The sequence below is a fragment of the Pantoea sp. X-Soil-TKNS-1279 genome (assembly GCF_059730565.1).
The window spans coordinates 3,024,359-3,048,316 of sequence record NZ_AP035948.1; the positions used below are offsets into that span (position 1 = coordinate 3,024,359).

A 23,958-nucleotide genomic window follows, 5' to 3' on the forward strand; every position below is an offset into this window, starting at 1 on the left:
GATGAAACAACAAGGTTCTACTCTGCTGCGCCTGTGGGGCGCATTCTTCAACTTCTATGGCGCGGCGGTGTTGCTGTTTTTGATCCTGCCGATTCTGGTGATTGTGCCGCTGTCGTTTAATACCAGCTCGTTCCTCAGCTATCCACTGAGCGGCTTTTCTCTGCGCTGGTATCAAACCTTCTTCCATTCACAGGAGTGGCTGGGCGCGCTGGGTAACAGTTTGTTGATAGCGCCGCTGGCGACGTTACTCGCCACCGTCCTTGGCGTGCTGGCATCGATGGGTCTGGTGAGGGGTGAGTTTCGTGGTAAAGGTCTGGTCATGGCGATCATCATTTCGCCGATGGTGGCGCCCGTGGTAATCATCGCGGTGGGGATGTTTTTCTTCTTTGCCCGACTGTCATTGCTGAACAGCTATCTCGGTCTGGTACTGGCGCATACTTTGCTCGGCGTGCCCTTTGTAGTGATTACCGTGGTCGCGGTGCTGAAAAGCTATGACACCAATCTGTCACGCGCGGCTGCCAGCCTTGGGGCATCACCGCTGCTGACTTTTCGCAAAGTCACCCTGCCGCTGATTGCGCCGGGGGTATTTTCGGGGGCGCTGTTTGCCTTTGCCGCCTCATTCGATGAAGTGGTGGTGACACTGTTCCTCGCCAGTCCAAGCCAGCGCACGCTACCGATTCAGATGTTCGCGGGGATCCGTGAAAACCTTGATCCAACCATTGCCGCAGCGGCAACGCTGATGATTGGAGCGTCGCTGGTGCTGCTGATTGTCATGGAGATCTTACGGCGACGGGGTGAGCGGATGCGTCAGTCGCATCCAGCCCATTAATGCAAAAGGCGCCAGTTGGCGCCTTTATTTTATGCGTCGCTGTTGCGACTTAGCCACAACGACAAGGCTTTCAGTGAATCATCGGTGAACTCGTCACAACGCGCGGTGATCTCTTCCGGCGTCATCCAGAATACTTCATCCACTTCCTCTTCCTGCATAGCAAAAGGACCGTGCGAGACGCAGCTAAACAAACCGCCCCAGACGCGGCAATGTTCATCTTCGAAGTAGAATTTGCCGTGCTCAGCAAACGGGACCGCAGCGATACCCAGCTCTTCTTCCGCTTCGCGCCGCGCCGATTCCAGCATATCCTCACCACTCTGCACCACGCCACCCGCGGTAGCATCAAGCTTGCCTGGCATGAAGTCTTTGATTTCAGTACGACGTTGCACCAGAATTTTTCCCATGCCGTCGTGCACCACGATATAGGTGGCGCGATGACGCAGGCATTGTGCACGCATCTGTGCGCGGCTGGCCTGTGCAATCACTTCATTCTCTTCGTTAACGATATCTACCCATTCGATACCGTCAGCTGCAGGTTGATCCACCATCCGTAACCCTTTTCTGTTTAGGCGTGCCGGGCACGCGCCTGTTTACTGTTCTTTATTAGAGTGAGCGGTAAGGTAAAGGGTTCTTTTCCCCATCGCAAGACCTCTTCGTGCTTAGCGCTGTTTACCTGATTCAGCCAGCCACAGCTGCACGGAAGCGCGCTGCCATTGGAACTCGGCATAGTGCTGTAACTTCACCGGTAATGGATCGCCGTGCAGTGCCAGACGGTTAATCATCACCGCCAGATCGGTATCGGCAATTGACCATTCACCAAACAGATTCTGCTGCCCATCCGGCAACAGACGCAGCACCGCGCTGATCAGCTTTTCGGCTGCCTGCTCACCCGCCGGTGTCAGCGGCGCAAAACGTTCGCCCGCAAATAACACTTCGGTCGGACGTTCCTGACGCAGCGCCATGAAATCGCTGCGCAACCACGCCTGAATCTCACGCGCATGGGCGCGCTTTTCACGATCGCGCGGGTACAGGCGTTCATATTCCGGTGCCGGAAAACGCTCCTCAAGATATTCGGCAATCGCCGAGGACTCATTCAGGATCAAATCGTCAATCTGCAAGGTTGGCACCCGGCAGGTAAGTGACAACGCACGATACTCATCATCCCATTGCGCATTACGCGACAGGTCAACGCGTTTCAGGGTGAACGGGATGCCCTTTTCGGTCAGTGCTACGTAGACCGACATGGCATAAGGGCTAAAGAAAGAAGCATCGGACCACAACGTCATGTTCGGGTAATTCATCGGCTGCCTCGGATATGCATCAGGAGTGCTTCATGTTTACCGATTTTTCGCGCATTAGGCAATGGCAGTCAGGCCAGTTGCTGGGGCGGTAAGACCAGTTAAGACTGCGGATTTTTCATCGTAAGCGTCGGCGCGGTCACGCCAGTTATACGCTTCTCTTCTATGCTGAAACTGAGCACATAACAAGCACCAGGAGGCTCAACATGCATCTGCTTATTACTGGCGGCACCGGTTTAATTGGTCGCCATCTGATCCCGCGTCTGCTGCAACTGGGTCAGCAGGTCAGCGTGGTCACGCGCGACGTCGCCGCCGCGCGCGAAAAGCTGGATCCGCGCGTCGCTATCTGGTCCGGTCTGGCGCAACAGCAGGATTTAAATGGGGTGGATGGCGTGATTAACCTTGCCGGTGAACCCATTGCTGATAAACGCTGGACCGCCGAACAAAAACAGCGGCTGTGTGAAAGTCGCTGGCAGATTACTGAACGAATCGTCGCTCTCATCAATGCCAGCAGCCAGCCACCGAAATTTTTGATCTCCGGTTCAGCAACCGGATTCTATGGTGATACCGGCGATCTGGTACTTACAGAGGATGATCCAGGACACGAAGAATTCACGCATACACTGTGTGCCCGCTGGGAACAACTGGCCCAGGCAGCTCAGAGTGAACGTACCCGAGTATGCCTGCTGCGAACTGGCGTGGTGCTGGCGAAAGAAGGCGGTGCACTGGCGAAGATGAAGTTGCCGTTTAAACTCGGCGTTGGCGGCCCGATTGGTAGCGGTAAGCAGTATCTGCCGTGGATTCATATTGATGATTTGGTCAACGCTATCTGGTGGCTGATTGATAATCCGTTACAGGGCCCCTTTAACCTGGTCTCCCCCTACGCTGTGCGCAACGAACAGTTTGCCGCCACGCTGGGTCATGTGATGCATCGCCCCGCTTTTATGCGCACGCCTGCCAGCGCCATCAAACTAATGATGGGCGAGTCTGCGGTTTTGGTACTGGGCGGCCAGCATGTGTTGCCGAAACGACTGGAAGAGTCGGGATTTGGCTTCCGTTGGTATGACTTGCAGGAGGCGCTGGAGGATACGGCGGCGTAAAGATAATAACCCCTGGTAGCGGCGCGATTTATCGCGCAGCTACCAGGGGGATCGATTATTTCAATGAACCCTTCAGGAATTGTTGCAGGCGTGGGCTTTTCGGATTGTTAAACACCTCATCCGGCGCGCCCTGTTCCTCAATTTTACCCTGATGCAGGAAAATCACATGGCTGGAGACATGACGGGCAAACTCCATTTCGTGCGTCACCACCACCATGGTTTTACCCTCTTCAGCCAGCTTCTGCATGATGCGCAGCACTTCGCCAACCAGCTCAGGATCGAGGGCTGAGGTTGGTTCGTCAAACAACAACACTTCAGGTTCCATTGCCAGCGCACGGGCGATGGACACACGCTGCTGCTGACCGCCAGAAAGATGCACTGGGTATTTCGCACGGGCGCGCTCGTCAATACCGACTTTATCGAGATACTTAATGGCACGTTCACGCGCTTCTGCTTTGCTCAATCCTAAAACCTGGATCGGTGCTTCCATGACGTTTTCCAGCACCGTCATATGGCTCCACAGGTTGAAGTGCTGGAACACCATAGTCAGGCGGGTACGCAAGGAACGCAGCTGCTCTTTGTTCGACACCTTTAACTGACCATCGGTATCGCGTACCAGATTGATCTGCTCATTATTGACGGCAATGGTGCCTTCACTCGGTTTTTCGAGGAAGTTAATGCAGCGCAGAAAAGTACTTTTCCCGGAACCTGACGAGCCAATAATACTGATAACGTCCCCGGCATCTGCCTGTAATGACACACCTTTCAGGACTTCATGTTCACCGTAACGCTTATGCAGTTCGGTAACGCTTAATTTATTTTCAGACATAGGTTACTCAATGCGATGAAGAGGGTTTCACATGCGCTAGCCAGCGGCGCTCCGCCATACGGAACAAGCTAATCAGCACGTAAGAGATAATCAGATACAGCACTGCGGCAATGCCAAACGCAACAAACGGCTGATAGGTCGCCGAGTTAATATCACGCGCGATTTTCAACAGATCGGGCACCGTGGCGGTGAACGCCAGCGCGGTGGAGTGCAGCATCAGGATCACTTCATTGCTATACGCAGGCAGCGCAGTGCGCAGCGCCGACGGCAGAATGATGCAACGATACAATTTAAAGGTGGAGAAGCCATAGGCACGCGCCGCTTCAATTTCTCCGTGCGGCACGGCACGAATCGCGCCGGCAAAAATCTCGGTGGTATAAGCACAGGTGTTGAGGGTAAACGCCAGCAAAGTACAGTTAAGACCGCTGCGGAAAAAAGCATTAAGCAATTCGGTGCCCTTCACCACTTCCAACGTATACATACCGGAGTAGAACACCAGCAGCTGCACATACAGCGGCGTACCACGGAAGATGTAAGTGAACAACCACACCGGGGTGGAGACGAAGCGATTAGGCGACACGCGGGCAATTGCCAGCAGCACCGCAAGGCAACCGCCGATCGCCACCGAAATAATCAACAGCCACAGGGTAATGGCGACACCGGTAAAACGGTAACCATCGGTCCAGAGCAGGGATTTCCAATACTCGTGAATAATATCGATCATAGCTCTGCCCTTTTCACACCTACCGAGTAGCGGCGTTCAAGCCACCACAACACGCCATTCGACAGCGTGGTAAACACCAGATAAATCACTCCGGCAACAATCGCGAAGTAGAACGGTTGCCAGGTACTTTTACCGGCCAATTGGGTGGCTTTCACCACATCTTCCAGGCCCAGCAGCGACACCAGCGCCGTCGCCTTCAGGATTACCTGCCAGTTGTTGCCAATACCCGGCAGCGCAAAGCGCATCATCGCCGGAAACAGAATGCGGCGGAAGGTTTGCGAACCGGTAAAGCCAAAGGCGGTAGCGGCCTCAATCTGCCCTTTCGGCACTGCGAGGAAGGCACCACGAAAGGTTTCGGTGAAATAGGCACCGTAGATAAAGCCCAGCGTGATTATACCGGCCACCATCGGGTCGATATCGAACTGCGCCACACCCAGCGCATCAGTCAGGGCATTCAGGGCGATCTGCAAACCGTAGAAAATCAGCAGCATCAGCACCAGATCCGGCACGCCACGGATCAACGTGGTGTAGCCTTCGAACAGCATCGCCAGAGGGCGGCTGCGGGAAAGTTTGGCGCCAGCGCCAATTAAACCGAGCACAACGGCCAGCAACACTGAACTGAGCGCCAGTTCCAGCGTGACCAGGGTGCCTTTCAGAATGACGTCAGAATAGCCATACAGCATGAATTTGATCCTGTCGTGGGGGTAATTAACGAAGCACTGCCCGCACGCGGCGGGCAGTCTGGTCGACAGGTTTTACTCAGTCACCGTAAACATTAAAATCAAAATATTTCTTCGCAATCTTGTCGTAAGTACCGTCTTTACGCATCGCATCGAAGGCTTTATCGATAGCGGCTTTCAGGTCTGCATCATCTTTACGCAGGCCCATACCGGTGCCAACACCAAAGATTTTGTCATCTTTTACTGCCGGGCCAGCAAACGCGTAGTTTTTACCAACCGGCTGCTTCAGGAAGCCTTCGCTCGCCTGCACTTCATCCTGGAACGCCGCATCAATGCGACCCGCGTTCAGGTCCTGGTAGACCAGGTCCTGGTTGGCGTACGGCGTGACCGTTACACCTTTCGGGCGCCAATATTCGTTAGCGTAGGTTTCCTGGGTGGTGCCCTGCAACAGGCCGATGTTTTTGCCTTTCAGCGATTCAACCGTCGGCTGAATGGTTGAACCTTTCGGTGCCACCAGACGGGCGTTGGCCGCATAGAGTTTTTCAGAGAAAGCAATCTCTTCCTGTCGTTTTTCAGTAATGGAGAGAGAAGAGATGATGGCATCAATCTTCTTCGCTTTCAGCGACGGGATCAGTGCATCGAAATCACTTTCTACATAGGTACATTTGGTTTTGATGCGTTTACAGATTTCGTTAGCCAAATCAATATCAAAACCCACTAACTGTCCTTGCGCGTTTTTTGATTCAAACGGCGGGTAAGTCGGGTCAGTCCCGATGCGTAGCGTATGCGGTACCGCCGCGAACACGCTCGCGGCGCTGGACATGGCCAGCATCAGAGAAAGAGCCAGAACTCGCTTTTTCATAGGTAACCCTCAAGTGAAGTGCTTTTTGTTATGTGCTGCGTGATGTGTTTGCGCTGATTAATGTGCATGTTTCATGCCAGTTATGCAAATTGGCGAAACGCTGTACAGGCGCACTAAATACTGCGTCCACCAGGGGCGCAAGCACTTAGTTTGTGAGGGAAATATAACAGCGAAGTGAGCAGGAAAAAGCGACATTGTTAACTTTTGGTGCATGAAATGCACGAAGAGTGATCGGACGCGATATTTTGCACCAATTTTGTGCGCAACTGCACCATTTAAGCGCCTTGCCAGCGGGTAAACAGATCCTGTGGCAACTCAATATCGAACTGATCCAGCACACGGTTGACCGTTTGATCCACCAGTTCTCCGATATTTTGTGGACGATGATAAAAAGCCGGTACCGGTGGCATAATCACCGCACCCAGTTCTGCGGCGGTGGTCATCATACGCAAATGTCCAACATGGAGCGGTGTTTCACGCACACACAGCACCAGTTTGCGCTGTTCTTTCAGCACCACATCGGCGGCACGCGTCAGCAGGCTATCGCTGTAGCTGTGCACAATGCCGGACAGGGTTTTCATTGAACACGGCAGAATCGCCATGCCAAGGGTCTTGAAAGAACCGGACGAGATACTGGCGGCGATATCGCGCACATCATGCACCACATTGGCCAGCGCCTGCACATCGCGCAGATTAAAATCTGTTTCCAGCGCCAGCGTCTGCCGTGCCGCCTGGCTCATCACCAGATGGGTTTCCACCTCTGCCAGCGGTTGCAGCACCTGTAACAGTCGCACGCCGTAGATGGCGCCGCTGGCACCGGAAATACCAATGATGAGTCGTTTCATAATGATCTTGCTATGCAGGTAAACCCTAATCATAACCCGCAGCGAGAAAAGAAAACAAAAAAAGGTAATCGCCGAAGCGATTACCTTGCAGGATCAAAACATCTTTAATGACGTGGGCTGATTAACAGCGAACAAACATAATTTTAGGTTTCGGACCGTCAACACGTTTGCCATTGATCATCACCTTCAATGTATAAGTGGTTGTTTTATAGTGCGGAGTAGCAATCGCCGCAGAGCCGCTTACGTTACCTTTTATATCGGTCTTGTTCTGGTTGAGAAGTTGGATATTGACCAATTTCCCTGCGGTATCTTCTACCGCCAGCACAGACACTTTCTCGCCAATAATCGGGTTTTCGAAGCGATCGCGCAGCGTGATGGTAAAGCCAGCCGGTTTACTCATCTGAACCGACCCGGCTTTAATTTTTCCGTCTGTGGTTTGGCTTTTCCAAATCTGAGCCGAATTGACATCGGCTATGACGGTAAAACGCTTCATTGCTACCGGTTTTTTCTCACCCGCAACACGCACGGTTACGCTGTAGTTACCCGCTTTTTTCTCTACCAGCGTTGCTGACACGTTACCCTGTGCATCAGTTTTCCCGTCATTCGCCGCAGCGATAGTTTTGCCATTTTGGTCAGTGAAGGTGATGATCGCATCCTTAACCGGTTTGCCATTAATATCCGTGGCTTTCACCGTAAAGGTGGCATTGCTGCCTGCGACAAATTTGTTTTCCTTGCTGACAAATGCCAGGTTGGTCACCTTAACCACTTCCGCTTCTTTGGCCTTTAACTTCAGGGTTTGCGGTTGTCCCAACTGTTGGTTGCCGTGATACAACGTCAACGTCACGATACCGTCTTCATGACCTGCGGTCAGATCCACCACGTAGTTGCCCTGCACCTTACCTAATTCACGGAACTGGCCGATGGTCACACGGGAACTGGCACGCATTTTTGTATCCAGCAACGTGGCTTCCAGACGCAGATTACCCGTTTCGTTACTGACCGGATTGCCATTTTTGTCTTTCAGATCAACCACCGCATGGGTGTGGTCAGTACCGTTAGCAATCAACTCATCAGCACCCAGTTTCAGGGTGGATCTTAACGCATCGGGCTGTTCAGGCTGAGTTTGCTCCGCTTTTTCTACCGTAATCTGTACCTGGGCGCGTGGCGAGGCTTTCCCTTTGCTGTCATAAGCGATAGCGCTCAGGGTATAGTGGTTATCCGCACCCTCCTTATAAGCTGGCAACACCAGCGCCGAATTGGCGCCAGTACCGACAACTTTTCCGCCCGCTGCGACCAAGACCGCGTCATCCCAGACAATTTTGTCCAGACCATGCTTAGCCCAGACGCTCACGCCAAGAGAATGTTGCGTGCCTTCAACGCCCTGAATCGCACTTGCCAGCGAGAAGGTGATCACCGTCTGCTCGCGATAGTCCATCACGATCTGGTTATTACGCGACACCAGATCGTAGCGCGAACCGGCCAGACTGCGCTGTGCGGCTACGGCTTCTGGTGACAGATGCCAGTCCAGAGAGCGGCCAAAATTCCAGTTCAGGTTCAGCCCTAAGGTGGTGTCCTCTCCGCGCTGCATACTCATGCGATGTCCCGCATCAATCGTGACCAACGGAACCGGTGTCCAGTTTACCCCGACAGTCGCGACCGATGGATTACGCTGGAGACGATCACGGCTGATCAGTGCAACATTATCACCATAATATTGTTCATATTTTACTTTCGCACCGAGCTGCGGATAGACCGGCAACCAACTGGACAGCTCAATATCCCAGCCATTGGCTGGACGTTCGTCATGGTCGGCGATAAACCGCGAATCATGCCAGCCATTGAGTTTGAAATAGCCGTTGGCGTTCAGCCGCATGGCATCAGTCCCGACTTCAGCACCGATACCGATACGGCGGTTATTGCCGCTGAAATCGTTATCAAAAAAGACGTTATTACCCAGCATCCAGCCATCAGCAAAATAACGCGCGCCAACACCGACGTTGCCGGTGGTGCGGTCATCCGCGTGACGCACACCTAACTGGCTGAAAATCATGAAATCTTCACGACTGTTCCACAGCGGCAGCAGCACATCACCGGCATAGTTGTATTTTGCAAAATTTTTCGCCGAGCTGATGGCGACACGAGAAGAGCCGCCAAAGCCATTGAGCCACGCTTCCGCCTGTTTGCTGGCCAACGAGTTCAGTTGGTCCTGGCCGAACTGGCGGGCATCGGTGGTTCTGTCGTTGGCTTTGACATCCGCCTTATCGGTTTTTGGTGCCTGTACGGTGGCGTGCGCCAGCGGCAACGTGGAGGCTTTTACGGCCGGAGCTGCCGGAATCCAGATGGTTTGACCGGCACCTGCCGCCAGGAAAGCCGCTTTGTCACTCCATTCAAAGGAGTTAATTTCCCAGAGATGATCAACCATCAGGTTATTTTTGCGGGCAATATCCGCCACGCTCTCACCAGGCTGGAGTACGGTAGATTCAACCGCCATATCCTGATATTGCGTGCTCCTTGCATGAGCAACTCCGGTGACACCAACAGTTGAAACCGCGAGTTGCAAAAAAATCGCCGTATAAATAGCGGAATGCTTGAACTTCTTAAATCTCATTTATAAATAACCCAGCAAAGTGAAGACGCTTGTAATCATTAAGCAAGGGGCAAAATAATTTCCTCCTGTGCTTTTTTCGCCGGGCATTCTCTATTCAACTCACAAAAAACGGTAATGAGATTTTTCACAGAAATTCATGATGAGTTCATCCTGAAATTCATTTCCTGATTTCCCGATATCACACTCCTGAAACCTGAACCATTAATATATTTATCAAGAAAAAAACCAGTGGAAAAATGATCTACTACAAGAAGTCGCCAACAGGTCACAATAAAATTAACTTTTCGAGGCTGATAATAATGCAATGGGCGATAATTTTATTTTTTCTTTTTCATTAATAAAATAATAACAAAAATCAGGATATCCTCATTGCTACTTAACAGAAAAAAGGCAAGCACCGGAGTGGTTGCCTTAAAGGAGAAGTTTTCAATAGAAGTGAAGTTAATTTGTGCAACATCTCCCGTCTCAGATCTTTTCGCCTTCAACGTCAGTTCCAGCTGACCCAATTGCGTGCTGCCATGATACATCGTCAGCATTACTACACCGGCTTCAGTACCTGCGGTCAGATCCACCACGTAACGCCCTATACCTTCTTCACGGAATTTGCCGACAGTCACACCGCTATTAGCTGCACAGGTCAGTTTATTCTGCATCTGCGCGTCCAGACGCAAATTACCGGCATTGCCACTAATAAGCTTGCCGTCTTTATCTTTCAGCTCGACCACCAACTCGGTTTTACTTGTACCATTGGCCACAAGTTGCCCATTGATGAGGGTCAAAGTGGTCTGTCCGGCATCCGGCTGGCCCGGCAGCTCAGGAATCTACTCCGTTTTTTCTACCGTGATTTGTACCTGTACAAGGCATAACAACCCTGATAAGAAACTGAAAATAAAACCTGTTTCCTTCTGAGTTATTAACAATATGAAAATGACATGTTTAAATTAATGTATGCTTTTCAATTAAATCAATCACTAAAAATCAGGGCAAGAAAAAAGAATAATCAGGAATTAGTCACTTCCCAATCAAGGCTTATCAGTTTTTTACTACTGCAATTAAGAATAAATAGTCGGACAGGCGGCAACTAAACGCCCGGGAGAGCGGTGAGAAATGTTAGCAGTGAAATTATTTGCAGAATATGCCCGTTTTTAATCATCAATTAAAAACGGGCAATAAAACTTAACCTTCGTTATGCAGTTCCAGACCTTCAACCTCAGTCTGACGTGCAATGGCTTTTGCATCGTCGTTACGCAGTGACTGGAGGTAGTCCAGATAACGTTGGTCAACGTCTTTGGTGACATAAACACCGTTAAACACCGAACACTCGAACTGAGCGATATCCGGGTTTTCTTCGCGAACCGCTTCAATCAAATCGTCCAAATCCTGGAAAATCAGCGCGTCAGCTTTGATCAGCTGGCGAATCTCTTCCACTTCACGACCGTGAGCGATAAGCTCAGTTGCGCTCGGCATGTCGATACCGTAGACGTTCGGGAAACGAATTTCCGGTGCGGCTGAAGCCAGATAGACACGCTTGGCACCCGCTTCACGCGCCATCTCGATAATCTGCTCAGAGGTGGTACCGCGCACGATGGAGTCATCCACCAGCAACACGTTTTTGTCACGGAACTCGGCACGGTTGGCGTTCAGCTTACGACGCACCGCGCTACGGCGCAGATGCTGACCCGGCATAATAAAGGTACGGCCCACGTAACGGTTTTTCACAAAACCCTGGCGATACGGTTTGTCGAGAATACGGGCGATTTCCAACGCCACATCGGTTGAGGTTTCCGGAATCGGAATCACCACGTCGATGTCGAGATCTTCCCATTCACGCGCAATTTTCTCACCCAGCTTGGTGCCCATACGGACGCGCGCGCTGTAGACCGAGATCTTATCAAGGAAGGAATCCGGACGCGCAAAGTAAACGTACTCGAACAGACACGGATTACTTTTCGGGTTCTCAGCACACTGGCGGGTCGAGAGTTGGCCCTGCTCGGTGATGTACACCGCTTCGCCCGGCGCTACGTCACGAATAAATTCAAAGCCCAGCGTATCCAGCGCGACGCTCTCGGACGCGACCATATACTCGGTGCGACCATCAGCAATCACGCGTTTACCCAGTACCAACGGACGGATACCGTTCGGGTCGCGGAAGGCCACCATACCGTGACCGATAATCATCGAAACTACCGCGTAAGCCCCGCGCACCTGCTGGTGCACCGCAGCCACTGCGGCAAAAATGTTGTCAGCTTCCAGCGGGTAATGCTGAAAACGGTCCAGCTCCTGCGCAAAAATGTTCAGCAGGATTTCGGAATCTGAGGTGGTGTTGACGTGACGGCGACCCACTTCGAACAGCTGTTTACGCAGCTCGTGTGCGTTAGTCAGGTTGCCGTTGTGCGCCAGTGTAATGCCGTAAGGGGAGTTCACATAGAAAGGCTGCGCTTCAGAGGCGCTGGAGCTGCCTGCTGTCGGGTAGCGTACATGACCAATCCCGATGTTGCCCTGCAAACGCTGCATGTGGCGTGCTTCGAAGACATCGCTCACCAGCCCGTTGGCTTTGCGCAGACGAAAGCAGTTCAGCGCATCGATGGTACAAATGCCGGCGGCATCCTGCCCGCGGTGCTGTAGCACCGTTAACGCGTCATAGATCGACTGGTTTACTGGCATAAAACCGGTGATACCAACAATACCGCACATGTTGTCATTTCCTCATTAGCCGCACTCCCGATGGCGTCACCGGGGTAAAAAACTGGACGTGCTTTTCAGATAGTCGAAGAACCACCTGATGATGTAACTGAACTGGGGAATGAGTTGGGACTGCTGCCAGTCCGGGCTTTTCGAGAAGCCGGTGAATGTATCGAGGAAGAAGAGAATAGCGGCAACGATCAGCACGCCACGCAACGCCCCGAAACAGACCCCCAACACCCTGTCGGTTCCCGACAGACCGGTCTTTTCAACCAGCGTGCCGATCACATAGTTCACGATGGCACCCACAATCAGGGTGGCAACGAAGAGCACCGCGATAGCGATACCGTTGCGAACCAGTTCGTCGTCAAAACCTGTAAACCAGACTGCAAGGTAGGCGTAGTAGTGACTGGCGACAAAAAACGCGCATCCCCAGGTAACGAGAGATAAGGCTTCCCGGACAAACCCACGAACCAGGCTGACCAGGGCCGAAAAACCAACTACCGCAATAATGACGTAATCAATCCAGATCATGAACTCTTCCAGCGCCAGCGCGATTGCACCCCTGCATCCAGTTCGGGGCGCATTCTAACAGAAAAAGAAAACGTTTGCGTAGGGTTTTCCGGTTCTGCATCCATAAAAAGGGCGATGAAAAAAACTTTCCTCGCCCTGAGACAATTCAGTGCTGTAATCCACTGAAATATAGTAATTTTTAAGCCAACAACACGGTGAACACTCCGTGCTATGCCGCGCCTTTTTCAGCCATCGGCGCGGCTTATCAACGGTTTAGCGCGTGCTGTAGGGTTTCACCACTCCACCGAGTCCGGAGAGGTTTTTCAGTTCACCCAGCGCGGCTTGCATCTTCGCTTTTGAGGCATCAGGCCCGACGTAAATGCGGGTAATTTGCCCCTGAACCGGCGTGGATGGCACGGTAAATGCGCGATATCCCGACAGACGCAACTGCGCGACGATCTCATTCACTTTAGCCGCGTTTTTCAACGCACCGAGCTGGACCACATAAGCCTGGCCCGCCGGGGCTGCCGCTTCGCTCTGCTTCGGCGTTTCAACCGGTTTAGCGGTTTCTACTGGCTTCGGCTGCTCGACCGGCTTCGGTTCAACCGGTTTTGGTTTCGGCTGCTCCACCGGTTTCGGCTTAGGTTGCTCGACCGGTTTCGGTTTCGCAGTCTGCACCGGCGCACTCTGGTGCACTGGCGGAGGTGTCACTACCGCGGGTTCGTTGTTCTCCACTGGCTGCGCGCTGCCAGACTCGACCGGGGTGGTGGTTTTACCACTGGCTTCGCTTTGCGCCGCACCTGCGCCTTCCGGCGGCTGGGCTGGCAGCGACTGCGTCACCGGGGGCACCATCTCACTGTCCTGCTGATCATCCGGTTTTGGCACCAGCGGAATTGCAGCGAATTCCTCTTTGTAGTGCTTTTTCTTGCCATCCAGCAGGCCTGGTAACACGATGACGCCAACCGCCACCAGGATTACCGTGCCCACTAAACGGTTCTGAAACTTACTTGCCACTGCCGTTCTCCGCTGCCATCGATTCCATTACCTGTGCTACGGTGTGGAAAGAACCACACACCAGAATCACATCCTCGGGCCGAGCCTGCTGACGCGCAGCCTGCCATGCTGAGTCTACGGTCGCAAATGCCTCACCGCTTGCCAGGTGAGCAATCAACTGCTCCGCCGTCGCACCACGCGGGCCGTCAAGCGGTGCGCAGTACCAGCTATCCACCTGTGGTGCCAGCGCCGCCAGTGTCCCGGCGATATCTTTATCATGCAGCATCCCGACCACTGCATGAACCTTACCGGTACGCGGCAATTCAGCCAGACGTGAGGCCAGATAATAAGCGGCATGGGGATTATGCGCCACATCGAGGATCACACGCGGCGAGGTGCTCACCGTCTGAAAACGACCTGGTAAAATCGCCAGCGGCAGATGCTGGCGAATGATCGCTTCGCTTACCGATAAACCCGAGGCGCGCAACGCAATAAGCGCGGTGGCGGCATTGGGGAGCGGCACCTGTGGCAGGGGAAGATCGCGCAATTCGCCCTGCGCATCCTGCAAACTCCAGCTCTCGCCCTGCTGCTGCCATTGCCAGTCACGGTTACGCTGCAACAACAGCGCGCCCTTCTCTGCTGCAACCTCGGCAATGGTGTGCGGCATATCGGGCTCACCCACCACTGCGGGTTTCCCACCACGAAACACGCCTGCTTTCTCGCGGCCAATGCTTTCGCGGTCCGGTCCCAACCAGTCGGTATGATCCAGTGCGATGCTGGTGATAACGGCGACATCCGCATCAACGATATTGGTGGCATCCAGTCGCCCACCGAGACCGACTTCAAGGATCACCACATCAAGCCCGGCAGCACGAAACAGATTAAGTGCCGATAAGGTACCGAATTCGAAGTAGGTCAGGGAAATATCGCCACGTCCGGCTTCAATCTCGGCAAAGCTGGCGCTGTGTAACGCTTCATCCAGCTCCGCGCCCTGGACGCGCACCCGCTCGGTGTAGCGCACCAGATGCGGTGAGCTGTAGACGCCCACGCGGTATCCCGCCGCCATCAACAGGGTTTCCAGCGTACGGCAGGTGGTGCCTTTGCCGTTAGTCCCGGCAACGGTGAAAACAAATGGCGCGGGTTTGAGCAGGTCAAGACGTGAAGCGACGCGTTGAATACGATCCAGCCCCAGTTCAATGGGCTGAGAATGCAGGTGTTCAAGATAATGAAGCCACGTAGCTAAAGGCGACGTGGCTTGGGGAAGGTGAAGAGTGTCCATGTGTCCCGTTAACTAACTTTATACGGTGCATTGGTGAAAAGGCGCATTTCTGCGCCTTTCCGTTGCCTGTCAGGCCTCGTTGCTCTCCGGCTCAGCCGCAATCGGCTGATCACCATCCTGCAGCGGCGCTGGCAGGTTCATCATTTTCGCCAGCAGGCTGGCCAGCTTAAAGCGCATCTCCGGACGACGGATGATCATATCGATCGCGCCTTTTTCGATCAGGAATTCACTGCGCTGGAAGCCCGGCGGCAGTTTTTCACGCACGGTTTGTTCGATAACACGCGGACCGGCAAAACCGATCAACGCTTTCGGTTCCGCCACGTTGAGATCGCCCAGCATCGCGAAGCTGGCAGAAACGCCACCCATGGTCGGGTCAGTCAGTACCGAGATATACGGCAGACCGCGTTCCTGCATTTTCGCCAGTGCGGCACTGGTTTTCGCCATCTGCATCAGTGACATCAGCGCTTCCTGCATACGCGCACCGCCACTGGCGGAGAAGCAGATCAGCGGGCAATTATCTTCCAGCGCCTGCTCAACCGCACGCACAAAACGCGCACCAACCACTGAACCCATTGAGCCGCCCATAAAGGAGAACTCAAACGCCGCAGCCACGATCGGCATACCGTGCAGTTGGCCTTTCATGACGATCAGAGCGTCTTTCTCGTCGGTCTCTTTCTGAGCCGCCGCCAGACGATCTTTGTACTTCTTCGAGTCACGGAACTTCAACAGATCCTTGGGTTCCAGCTCGCTACCTAATTCTACCAGCGTTCCTTCATCCAGCAGGCTATGCAGGCGCTCACGGGCGTGCATGCGCATGTGATGGTCGCACTTCGGGCAGACCTCAAGATTACGCTCCAGCTCGGCGCGATACAGCACCTGGCCACAGCTGTCGCACTTGGTCCAGACCCCTTCCGGGATGTTGGCGCGGCGCGTCGGCGTAATATTGCTTTTGTTAAGTATGCGTTCAATCCAGCTCATTGATGACCTTTCTGTTTAAAACCGACCTGGTCCAGTCTTCTCATTGCTGCTGAAATCACCTTCAGCAGGCCGTAAATGTCGCTCATTAAACCACAACCGCTTCTCGCTGTGGATAAAAATCTGGTTTTGGGCTTACTGGGATTTCTGCTGACGTGCCTGACGACGATGACGCCAGACTTCAATCACGCCTGGCAGGATCGACACCACGATAATCGCGACGATCAGCAGTTTCAGGTTCTCCTGCACCACCGGCAAATCACCAAACAGGTAACCGGCGTAAGAGAACAACAACACCCACAGCAGCGCACCCGCAACGTTAAAGAGCGCGAAGTGACGATAGGACATGTGTCCCATCCCTGCCACAAAGGGGGCAAAGGTTCGCACGATTGGTACAAAGCGCGCAAGTATTATGGTTTTACCACCGTGGCGCTCGTAGAACGCATGGGTCTTATCCAGATAGCTGCGGCGGAAAATCTTTGAATTGGGATTGCTGAACAGCTTCTCGCCAAACAGACGACCAATGGTGTAGTTAACGGCATCTCCGAGAATGGCCGCAATCACCATCAGGGCCACCATCATATGCACATTGAGGTCATTACTCGGCAGTGCCGCCAATGCGCCAGCAACAAACAGCAAAGAATCACCCGGCAGGAACGGCGTGACCACCAGACCAGTTTCGCAGAACAGAATCAGGAACAAAATGGCATAAATCCAGATACCGTACTGCGCCACCAGTTCGGCCAAATGCACATCAATATGCAGAATAAAATCGACGATAAAATGGATGAACTCCATAAAGCCAGGCTCCTTACATCCTTCGAGTAACAATTAATCCGCGAGGAACAGTGGTCCCAGCGCAGGCTGAGGTAACGCAAAGTGGGACGGATAATCCACCGCCACCAGATACAACCCCTCGGCTCTGGCGGTCGCTGCGGCAAGGGTGCGATCTTTCGCGGCCAACAACGTTGCCATCCAGGTTTCAGGCTGATTACCGCAGCCAATTTCCATCAGGCTGCCAACGATGTTGCGCACCATATGGTGTACAAACGCATTCGCTTTGATATCCACAATCACGTACGGTCCCTGACGCGTAACGTTAAGATGCATCACATTACGCCACGGGGTACGTGACTGACACTGCACGGCGCGAAATGAGGTGAAATCATTTTCGCCCAGCAGGCATTGTCCGGCGCGCTGCATTTTTTCTGCATCCAGCGGATGATAAAAGTGCGTCACGCCGCTGCCCAAAATCGCCGGACGCAGCCGCTGGTTATAAATAACATAACGGTAGCGACGCGCTGTAGCGCTGAAACGAGCATGAAACTCATCCGGCACCGCTTTAACCCAACGCACGGCGATATCCGGCGGCAGGTTGGCATTGACGCCCAACGTCCAGGCACCCTCGGCACGCTGAGAAGTGGTTTCAAAATGCACCACCTGCCCGGTGCCATGTACCCCAGCATCGGTACGTCCGGCGCAAAACACGCTAACCGGATGGTTAGCGACTTTCGACAGCGCTTTTTCCAGCTTTTCCTGCACGCTGCGCACTTCCTGCTGCCGCTGCCAGCCATAATAACGGCTGCCGTCGTACTCAATACCCAGCGCCAGCTTATGCGTGTTACCTTCAGACAACATTAATACAAATACTCCTGCACCAGCTTCTCAGCGGTTTTGACCGCCATCAGCGCGCCGCCAAAGCGGATGTTGTCAGCCACTGACCAGAATTGCAGCAGCTCAGGGATACCGTAATCGTTACGCACGCAGCCAACGCTCAATTCGCCGTTGCCGGACGCATCCTGCACCTGAGTCGGATAATCGCCTTCGTCGCTCAGACGGATATCCTCGGCACGCGCCAGTTCATCTCGCGCTTCTTCAGCAGACAAGGGGCGCAGATTTTCCACATGGACGATCTGCGCATTGCCGTAAAATACCGGGGCTTGCACGCTGCTCACCGCAATCGGTAAGCCTTCGTCCTGTAACACTTTGCGCACCTGATCCACCAGACGACGTTCGCTCTCCACGCTGCCGTTGCTGTCCACCTGCTGTGGCAGCAGGTTAAACGCCAGCTGACGACCATAATAATGTTCATCCGCCGGTACGCCGTTCAGCAAACGCGCGCTCTCGCCCGCCAGCGCATCCACCGCGCTCTTACCATCGCTGGAGACTGACATCAGGTTTGTTACCTGCAAACGCCCCAGACCGGCAGCATCCACCAGCGGTTTGATGGCGCTTAACAGCTGGCTGACCAGGCTATCCGCCACACAGATGATGTTGCGGTTGCGGTAATCCGCCAGCACCTGGGGATTCACATCCGGCACCACCAATGGCACATCCGGCTCCAGCGCGAACAGATCGCTGCTGTCGATCACCAGACAGCCCTGGCTGGCGGCTTCTTCGGCGTAACGCGCCGAGGCGCTGCGACCGGCAGCGAAAAAGGCCAGTTGCGCCTGCGACCAGTCAAATTCCGCCGCATCTTGTACCCGCACCGAACGCCCCGCGAAACGCAGAGTTTCGCCTGCGCTGTTCTCGCTCGCCAGCAGATATATCTCACCAACCGGGAACTGGCGTTCCGCCAGCAGTTCCAGTACAGCGTTCCCTACTGCGCCTGTCGCGCCCAATAGCGCAATATTCCAGCCGTCAGACATGTTGGTTTACTCCAGACAATGACATAAAAACAGAAGGCGGTGATCTTCACCGCCCAGGAATTAAGATTTATCCCGCCAGGGTCAGGTTAACTGTGCTGCAAACTGGCACGGAAACCGAGTTGATTCAGCATCGCTGCCGCCTCTGCATCATCGCAGATCACCTGCAACGACGACCATTCGCGGCGCTCCTCATATTGCTTACGCAGGCGGTCAAACTCACCTGGTAGCGCAGCCACTTTACGCAGCGGCGCATCATCGCGGCGCACATCATACACCAGGTGCACCAGACGTTTCAGCGTCGGCTGATCGAGCTTGCCATGTAAGGTAATGCGACCAAACTCTGGCGCAGGCAGCAGGCTATCCAACGGCACCTGTTGCGGCTGACCGAGGAATGCGCACCAGGCTTCAAACACCTGCGTGGTACCGCGTGCCTTCCCTTCCAGGGTATAACCGGCGATATGGGCGGTGGCGATATCAACTTTATCCAGCAGGTCCAGCGACAGCTCCGGTTCCGGCTCCCACACATCCAGCACCACGCTGAGATCCTGGCGTACTTTCAATACTTCCAGCAGCGCGGCGTTATCCACCACCGGACCACGGCAGGCATTGATCAGGATGGTGTTGGGTTTCAGCGCCATCAATAGCGCAGTATCGGCCAGATGCCAGCTTTTATACGGACCGTCTTTAAACAATGGCGTGTGGAAGGTCAGGATATCCGCCTGTGCCACCACCTCATCCAGCGAGCAAAAATCTTCCGCATCGCCACGATCGGCACGCGGCGGATCGCACAACAGGGTTTTCACCCCCCAGGCCTGTAAACGTTTGTGCAGGCGGCCACCGACATTACCGACACCGACAATCCCCACGGTACGATCGCGCAGCGCAAAACCATCACGTTCCGCCAGCAACAACAGCGAGGAGAAGACATATTCCACCACCGCGATGGCGTTGCAGCCCGGTGCTGCCGAGAACGCGATTCCTGCATCAGCCAGTGAGGCCTCATCGATATGGTCGGTGCCTGCCGTCGCAGTGCCAACAAATTTCACCGGTGTTCCTGCCAGCAGCGCGGCATTAACTTTCGTGACCGAGCGCACCATCAACCCGCTGGCATCCGCCAGTTCGGCTTCCGGTAACGGACGCCCCGGCACCGCCAGCACCTCACCGGTGCGGCTAAAGAGTTCACGGGCGTACGGCATATTTTCATCGACGAGAATTTTCACCACGGCTGTCCTGTAAATTCGCAAGGGCCATATTCTGGCACAAAGCCTTTGATTAACCTAACCGGCTGCGATAGCGATCCGGTGTTGTGCCCGCCTGATGCTGAAACATCACAATCAGCGCCGAAGCGGAGCTGTAGCCCAGCTCATGGGCGATGGCCTGCACGCTGATGCCCTGCTCCAGCAGGGTGATAGTGCGTAAAAAACGCAGGCGCTGCCGCCACTCGCTAAACGACATATTCAGCTGCTGCTGACAACGTCGCGCCAGCGTACGCTCGGTGGTAAACACGCGCTTCGCCCATTGTGCCAGCGTGGTGTTATCACCGGGGTGTGCCTGCAAGGCGTGCAGGATCGGGGCGAGCAGTTTGTCATTCGAGCCAGGCAGGTAACTATTATGTACCGGCGCAAGACGTAGCCGATCCACTAAAACCTCACACAAACGCCAGTCTGCTGCACTGTGCGGCTGCTCCAGCTCACGCCGGGCAAACTCGTCCATAATGGCATGAACAATGGCATCAACATTGAGCAGGCAGGCCTGTTGGGGTAAGCCGTCGCACAAATCCGCCGCCAGATTGAAGGTGCGGAACAGCGACTGACGATGGTTATAGCTGCTGTGGCGCTGGCCCGAAGGGATCCAGATCGGCATATCTGCTGGCGTCAGCAGGCGTTCCCCTTCCACCTCCATCTCCAGTACATGGCTTTTAACGAAAATCACCTGTCCCCAGGCGTGGGCGTGCGGCAGATATTCGGTTTTAGCATTGGCCTGTTCGAAACGCATAAAGTAGCGCAGCTGCGAGGCATCGACGGGTGGCTGATACTCAACCTGTAAATTCATTCTGTCCGGTCATTAATGATTTTTGTCCGATTTTAGTTATCTGTTCTAAACCGGTCAAACGTAAACTGTTCGCGTTTACTTTCAGGAGCTGTACGATGAACTTTCTGTTTCCGCTGGTGGCGGTGTTGATTTGGTCAATCAACACCATCGTGAGCAAACTCTCCGCCGGTAGCATCGATCCTGCCGCGATCTCGTTTTATCGCTGGATTCTGGCGCTGGCGGTGTTGACCCCGTTTGCGCTACCGGGGGTCTGGCGTCATCGTCGCCAGATTGTTGCCAGTAGCGGGCGTTTACTGATCCTCGGCCTGCTCGGCATGGTGCTGTATCAAAGCCTTGCCTATTATGCGGCGCACAGCGTGTCGGCGGTCATGATGGGGATTCTGGGCGCGACTATTCCACTGCTGACCATTCTGCTCAGCCTGGTGGTGTTGCGCCTGGCACCGACGCGCGGCATTTTGTTTGGCGGGCTGTTGTCGTTTGTCGGTCTGGTGTGGCTGGTAAGCGCCGGAAATCCGGCGCAACTGCTGAATCAGCGCCTCGGCAACGGGGAGTTAATGATGCTGGCGGCGTCAACCTCATACGCGTTGTACGGTGTGCTCACCAAACGTTGGGCAATCCCGTTGCCCACCTGGCAAAGCCTGTATGTGCAGATTTTCTTTGGTGTGTTGTTGCTGTTGCCCGGTTTTCTGCGCGCGCCCGATGTGTCACTCAACACGCACAATATCCCACTGGTGCTGTTTGCCGGGCTGTTCGCGTCGATCATCGCCCCCTTCCTGTGGATCCTCGGCGTGCAGCGTCTGGGCGCCAGTACCACCAGCATCTTTATGAATTTTGTGCCGGTGTTTACCGCCATCATTGCCGTGTTGTTCCTGCATGAACAACTGCATGCGTATCACTGGATTGGCGGCGGCATGACGCTGGTGGGGGTGATTCTGGCACAACGCCTGCGTACGCCACTGCGCCGCGCCCGCGCCGTTACGCCCCCCGTCAGCGGAAACTGATGGTCACCCGTAGCCCGCCCAACTGCGGGCTACGATCCAGAGTCAACTGCGCCCCGTGCCAGGTGCAGATATCCTTCACCAGCGCCAGCCCGATCCCCGCACCAGGCTGCTGCTGACCATGATCCAACCGGGAAAACGGTTGCAGCGCCTGCTGCTGATACGCTTCCTCAATCCCCGGACCGCTGTCTTCAATCTCCAGCCCCATCGCACTGATTCTTGCCGTGACGGTGCCGTGCGCCGGTGTGTACTTGATGGCATTATCCAGTAAATTGGCGCACAACTCCGCCAGCAGCAACACGTCGCCCTGTACCTCGAGCTGACTGGCCCCTTCATACCCCAGATCGATCTGTTTATGCCGCGCCGCCGCATAGCCGCTAAAACACGCCTGCTGCACAATCGCCGCCAGATCAACACGCGCCATCGCTTTATCTTCACCGTGGCGCGCCTTGATCTGCGCCAGTTGCAACAACCGGTCGGTTAACTGAACGGTGTCATCCAGCGTGTGCCGCATGCCTTGCAGGCTTTCGCGCCATTGCTGTGGATCGTCACTGTTCAACGCCACCCCCAACTGCGTTTTCAGAATGGTCAGCGGGGTGCGTAATTGGTGTGAAACATCAGCGCTGAAGCGTTCCTGGCGTGCCAGCAGGCCGCGTAAACGCTCCAGATGACGGTTGAAGGCGATGATTAGCGGTTGTAGCTCCGACCACGGCAGCAGCGACGGCAGCGGCGTCAGTTCACCGGGAGCACGCCGCAACACCAGTCGCGACAAGCGCCGCAGCGGCCGCAACACTTTGCGCAGCAGCCACCCCGCCAACAGCAAGGTTATCAGCACCAGAATACTTTGGCTGATCAACGCCGTACGTAGCAAGCCTTCCGCAAAGGCATGGCGTGAATTGAGCGTCTCCGCCACCAGCACCAGCGCCATGCCCTGCACGCCCTCGTCACTAACCGGTTGCCACAGGGCAGCAACACGAATCGGTTGCAGGTGATAACGCGCGTCATAGAAATGCACCAACGCCGGAAAGGCGTCCGATCGCGGGGCCGTCGCGGGTAACGGGGGTAGATCATCGTAACCGGACAGCGTCTCCCCCTCTGGCGAGATCACCTGATAGAACAACTGGTCATTCATATTGCGTTCAAAGCTATCCAGCACCACCCAGGGGACATCGACGCGAATACGCTTTTCCCGCACTTCCAAGCGTTCCGCAACGGTCCGTGCCGAGGCCAGCAGGGATCGGTCGTAAGCCTGATTCGCAGCATGCAACGCGCTTTGATAATGGGTGTAGACCGATAATCCCCACAGCAGCAACAGCGGGACCCCCAGCCACAACAACAACTCGCCGCGTAACGAGTGGATCAACCGCATTGCTGGCACTCAAGGCTGTAACCTAATCCGCGCAGCGTCACGATCGCCACATCGCTGCCCGCCAGTTTTTTTCGTACCCGATGGACATATAACTCAATCGACTCCTGACTGGCTTCATCACACAGCGTAAAGGTCTGTTCATACAGATGTTGGCGGGATACCGGATGACCCGGTCGGCGCATCAGGGTCGTAAGCACACTCGCTTCGCGCGGCGTCAGGCGTAGCGGTTTACGGTTCAACATGAAGCAGCCCTGGTTATCCCGCTCCAACTGACCAATCACCTGTGATTGCGCTAACTGCCCCTGGCCGCGCCGCAGCAAAGCGCGCAAGCGCGCCTCCAGCTCATCCAGCTCAAAAGGTTTGGTGAGATAATCATCTGCACCGGCATTCAAACCCTGAACCCGTTGCGCCAACGCGCTACGGGCAGTCAGCAGCAGAACCGGCACTTTCTGCTCACGTCGACGCAAACGCGCCAGGACTTCCAGACCATTCATCCGCGGCAACGTCACATCCAGCACCACCAACGCATACTCTTCGGTTTGCAGAACATGATCTGCCGCCACGCCATCGGCGACCCAATCAACCGCAAATCCTTTTTGCGTCAGCGCTTTTTGCAACCAACCCGCCAGCTCAACCGTGTCTTCCACCAGTAAGAGACGCATGTCACACCCCGC

Annotated in this window: 24 protein-coding genes; 3 read left to right on the forward strand and 21 right to left on the reverse strand. The window is 54.5% G+C overall.

What is annotated here, in order from left to right; genetic code table 11:
* Position 1: 1 nt before the first annotated feature.
* Complete coding sequence (locus AC6I8N_RS14090; RefSeq protein ID WP_497829318.1) at positions 2–829, forward strand: ABC transporter permease; 828 nt, start codon at positions 2–4, stop codon at positions 827–829.
* A gap of 29 nt (positions 830–858) precedes the next feature.
* Here AC6I8N_RS14090 and yfcD read toward each other — a convergent pair whose 3' ends face one another.
* Positions 859–1,377: an NUDIX hydrolase YfcD gene (gene yfcD / locus AC6I8N_RS14095; protein ID WP_021185089.1), complete on the reverse strand. Its 519-nt coding sequence runs from the start codon at positions 1,375–1,377 to the stop codon at positions 859–861.
* 111 nt (positions 1,378–1,488) lie between these two features.
* A complete protein-coding gene (gene yfcF / locus AC6I8N_RS14100) occupies positions 1,489–2,130 on the reverse strand; it encodes a glutathione transferase (protein WP_021185090.1) in 642 nt (213 codons plus the stop codon).
* A 203-nt stretch (positions 2,131–2,333) separates the two neighbouring features.
* Between yfcF and AC6I8N_RS14105 the strand changes: the two genes are divergently transcribed.
* Positions 2,334–3,227: a TIGR01777 family oxidoreductase gene (locus tag AC6I8N_RS14105; protein ID WP_208723909.1), complete on the forward strand. Its 894-nt coding sequence runs from the start codon at positions 2,334–2,336 to the stop codon at positions 3,225–3,227.
* Positions 3,228–3,282: 55 nt separating this feature from the next.
* On the opposite strand, the gene hisP is transcribed toward AC6I8N_RS14105, so the two are convergent.
* The 17 genes from hisP to AC6I8N_RS14190 form a co-directional block, all read right to left on the reverse strand.
* Entirely contained in the window at positions 3,283–4,056 is a 774-nt protein-coding gene (gene hisP, locus AC6I8N_RS14110) for a histidine ABC transporter ATP-binding protein HisP (protein WP_021185092.1), read from the reverse strand.
* A gap of 7 nt (positions 4,057–4,063) precedes the next feature.
* On the reverse strand, positions 4,064–4,780 hold the full coding sequence (locus AC6I8N_RS14115) for an ABC transporter permease (protein ID WP_021185093.1): 717 nt from the start codon (positions 4,778–4,780) through the stop codon (positions 4,064–4,066).
* The gene (locus tag AC6I8N_RS14120) at positions 4,777–5,463 is read right to left on the reverse strand and encodes a histidine ABC transporter permease HisQ (RefSeq protein ID WP_021185094.1); all 687 of its coding nucleotides are present in this window, start codon (positions 5,461–5,463) and stop codon (positions 4,777–4,779) included. The genes AC6I8N_RS14115 and AC6I8N_RS14120 overlap by 4 nt, the downstream gene beginning before the upstream one ends.
* Before the next feature lie 76 nt (positions 5,464–5,539).
* Positions 5,540–6,322: a lysine/arginine/ornithine ABC transporter substrate-binding protein ArgT gene (argT, locus tag AC6I8N_RS14125; RefSeq protein ID WP_208723908.1), complete on the reverse strand. Its 783-nt coding sequence runs from the start codon at positions 6,320–6,322 to the stop codon at positions 5,540–5,542.
* Positions 6,323–6,597: 275 nt separating this feature from the next.
* Positions 6,598–7,167, reverse strand: a complete 570-nt coding sequence (locus tag AC6I8N_RS14130) for a UbiX family flavin prenyltransferase (RefSeq protein WP_021185096.1) — start codon at positions 7,165–7,167, stop codon at positions 6,598–6,600.
* A 121-nt stretch (positions 7,168–7,288) separates the two neighbouring features.
* Complete coding sequence (locus AC6I8N_RS14135; protein ID WP_497829319.1) at positions 7,289–9,658, reverse strand: inverse autotransporter beta domain-containing protein; 2,370 nt, start codon at positions 9,656–9,658, stop codon at positions 7,289–7,291.
* A gap of 434 nt (positions 9,659–10,092) precedes the next feature.
* The gene (locus AC6I8N_RS14140; protein ID WP_497830697.1) at positions 10,093–10,596 is read right to left on the reverse strand and encodes an Ig-like domain-containing protein; all 504 of its coding nucleotides are present in this window, start codon (positions 10,594–10,596) and stop codon (positions 10,093–10,095) included.
* Positions 10,597–10,951: 355 nt separating this feature from the next.
* The gene (gene purF, locus AC6I8N_RS14145; RefSeq protein WP_021185100.1) at positions 10,952–12,469 is read right to left on the reverse strand and encodes an amidophosphoribosyltransferase; all 1,518 of its coding nucleotides are present in this window, start codon (positions 12,467–12,469) and stop codon (positions 10,952–10,954) included.
* Between the two features lie 36 nt (positions 12,470–12,505).
* Entirely contained in the window at positions 12,506–12,991 is a 486-nt protein-coding gene (gene cvpA / locus AC6I8N_RS14150; RefSeq protein ID WP_013509911.1) for a colicin V production protein, read from the reverse strand.
* 252 nt (positions 12,992–13,243) lie between these two features.
* Positions 13,244–13,984, reverse strand: coding sequence for a cell division protein DedD (dedD, locus tag AC6I8N_RS14155; RefSeq protein ID WP_497829320.1), 741 nt, complete (start codon positions 13,982–13,984; stop codon positions 13,244–13,246).
* Positions 13,974–15,242, reverse strand: a complete 1,269-nt coding sequence (folC, locus tag AC6I8N_RS14160) for a bifunctional tetrahydrofolate synthase/dihydrofolate synthase (RefSeq protein ID WP_497829321.1) — start codon at positions 15,240–15,242, stop codon at positions 13,974–13,976. Before folC ends, dedD begins: the two co-directional genes overlap by 11 nt.
* A gap of 69 nt (positions 15,243–15,311) precedes the next feature.
* Positions 15,312–16,220 carry an acetyl-CoA carboxylase, carboxyltransferase subunit beta gene (accD, locus tag AC6I8N_RS14165; protein ID WP_013509914.1) on the reverse strand — a complete coding sequence of 303 codons (909 nt, stop codon included), beginning with the start codon at positions 16,218–16,220 and terminating at the stop codon, positions 15,312–15,314.
* Between the two features lie 132 nt (positions 16,221–16,352).
* Positions 16,353–17,015 (reverse strand): DedA family protein, encoded by a 663-nt coding sequence (locus tag AC6I8N_RS14170; protein WP_021185103.1) that lies wholly within the window; start codon positions 17,013–17,015, stop codon positions 16,353–16,355.
* Between the two features lie 33 nt (positions 17,016–17,048).
* Positions 17,049–17,855, reverse strand: a complete 807-nt coding sequence (truA, locus tag AC6I8N_RS14175) for a tRNA pseudouridine(38-40) synthase TruA (RefSeq protein ID WP_021185104.1) — start codon at positions 17,853–17,855, stop codon at positions 17,049–17,051.
* Entirely contained in the window at positions 17,855–18,865 is a 1,011-nt protein-coding gene (locus AC6I8N_RS14180; protein WP_497829322.1) for an aspartate-semialdehyde dehydrogenase, read from the reverse strand. Before AC6I8N_RS14180 ends, truA begins: the two co-directional genes overlap by 1 nt.
* Positions 18,866–18,951: 86 nt before the next feature.
* The gene (gene pdxB, locus AC6I8N_RS14185) at positions 18,952–20,085 is read right to left on the reverse strand and encodes a 4-phosphoerythronate dehydrogenase PdxB (protein ID WP_415174141.1); all 1,134 of its coding nucleotides are present in this window, start codon (positions 20,083–20,085) and stop codon (positions 18,952–18,954) included.
* Between the two features lie 52 nt (positions 20,086–20,137).
* The gene (locus tag AC6I8N_RS14190) at positions 20,138–20,917 is read right to left on the reverse strand and encodes an AraC family transcriptional regulator (protein WP_497829323.1); all 780 of its coding nucleotides are present in this window, start codon (positions 20,915–20,917) and stop codon (positions 20,138–20,140) included.
* A gap of 95 nt (positions 20,918–21,012) precedes the next feature.
* Here AC6I8N_RS14190 and AC6I8N_RS14195 point away from each other — a divergent pair, with 95 nt between their 5' ends.
* Complete coding sequence (locus AC6I8N_RS14195) at positions 21,013–21,918, forward strand: DMT family transporter (RefSeq protein ID WP_208723902.1); 906 nt, start codon at positions 21,013–21,015, stop codon at positions 21,916–21,918.
* Here the strand turns inward: AC6I8N_RS14195 and AC6I8N_RS14200 are convergent.
* Together AC6I8N_RS14200 and tctD are read right to left on the reverse strand one after the other, a co-directional pair.
* Positions 21,905–23,284, reverse strand: a complete 1,380-nt coding sequence (locus AC6I8N_RS14200) for a sensor histidine kinase (RefSeq protein ID WP_497829324.1) — start codon at positions 23,282–23,284, stop codon at positions 21,905–21,907. The genes AC6I8N_RS14195 and AC6I8N_RS14200 overlap by 14 nt on opposite strands.
* The gene (gene tctD, locus AC6I8N_RS14205) at positions 23,275–23,946 is read right to left on the reverse strand and encodes a transcriptional regulator TctD (RefSeq protein WP_021185110.1); all 672 of its coding nucleotides are present in this window, start codon (positions 23,944–23,946) and stop codon (positions 23,275–23,277) included. The genes AC6I8N_RS14200 and tctD overlap by 10 nt, the downstream gene beginning before the upstream one ends.
* Between the last annotated feature and the right edge of the window lie 12 nt (positions 23,947–23,958).

Coding starts and splice junctions, on each gene's coding strand:
- AC6I8N_RS14090 (WP_497829318.1), top strand. CDS start 2: ATGAAACAACAAGGTTCTACTCTGCTGCGCCTGTGGGGCGCATTCTTC.
- yfcD (WP_021185089.1), bottom strand. CDS start 1,377: ATGGTGGATCAACCTGCAGCTGACGGTATCGAATGGGTAGATATCGTT.
- yfcF (WP_021185090.1), bottom strand. CDS start 2,130: ATGAATTACCCGAACATGACGTTGTGGTCCGATGCTTCTTTCTTTAGC.
- AC6I8N_RS14105 (WP_208723909.1), top strand. CDS start 2,334: ATGCATCTGCTTATTACTGGCGGCACCGGTTTAATTGGTCGCCATCTG.
- hisP (WP_021185092.1), bottom strand. CDS start 4,056: ATGTCTGAAAATAAATTAAGCGTTACCGAACTGCATAAGCGTTACGGT.
- AC6I8N_RS14115 (WP_021185093.1), bottom strand. CDS start 4,780: ATGATCGATATTATTCACGAGTATTGGAAATCCCTGCTCTGGACCGAT.
- AC6I8N_RS14120 (WP_021185094.1), bottom strand. CDS start 5,463: ATGCTGTATGGCTATTCTGACGTCATTCTGAAAGGCACCCTGGTCACG.
- argT (WP_208723908.1), bottom strand. CDS start 6,322: ATGAAAAAGCGAGTTCTGGCTCTTTCTCTGATGCTGGCCATGTCCAGC.
- AC6I8N_RS14130 (WP_021185096.1), bottom strand. CDS start 7,167: ATGAAACGACTCATCATTGGTATTTCCGGTGCCAGCGGCGCCATCTAC.
- AC6I8N_RS14135 (WP_497829319.1), bottom strand. CDS start 9,658: ATGGCGGTTGAATCTACCGTACTCCAGCCTGGTGAGAGCGTGGCGGAT.
- purF (WP_021185100.1), bottom strand. CDS start 12,469: ATGTGCGGTATTGTTGGTATCACCGGTTTTATGCCAGTAAACCAGTCG.
- cvpA (WP_013509911.1), bottom strand. CDS start 12,991: ATGATCTGGATTGATTACGTCATTATTGCGGTAGTTGGTTTTTCGGCC.
- folC (WP_497829321.1), bottom strand. CDS start 15,242: ATGGACACTCTTCACCTTCCCCAAGCCACGTCGCCTTTAGCTACGTGG.
- accD (WP_013509914.1), bottom strand. CDS start 16,220: ATGAGCTGGATTGAACGCATACTTAACAAAAGCAATATTACGCCGACG.
- AC6I8N_RS14170 (WP_021185103.1), bottom strand. CDS start 17,015: ATGGAGTTCATCCATTTTATCGTCGATTTTATTCTGCATATTGATGTG.
- truA (WP_021185104.1), bottom strand. CDS start 17,855: ATGTTGTCTGAAGGTAACACGCATAAGCTGGCGCTGGGTATTGAGTAC.
- AC6I8N_RS14180 (WP_497829322.1), bottom strand. CDS start 18,865: ATGTCTGACGGCTGGAATATTGCGCTATTGGGCGCGACAGGCGCAGTA.
- AC6I8N_RS14190 (WP_497829323.1), bottom strand. CDS start 20,917: ATGAATTTACAGGTTGAGTATCAGCCACCCGTCGATGCCTCGCAGCTG.
- AC6I8N_RS14195 (WP_208723902.1), top strand. CDS start 21,013: ATGAACTTTCTGTTTCCGCTGGTGGCGGTGTTGATTTGGTCAATCAAC.
- AC6I8N_RS14200 (WP_497829324.1), bottom strand. CDS start 23,284: ATGCGGTTGATCCACTCGTTACGCGGCGAGTTGTTGTTGTGGCTGGGG.
- tctD (WP_021185110.1), bottom strand. CDS start 23,946: ATGCGTCTCTTACTGGTGGAAGACACGGTTGAGCTGGCGGGTTGGTTG.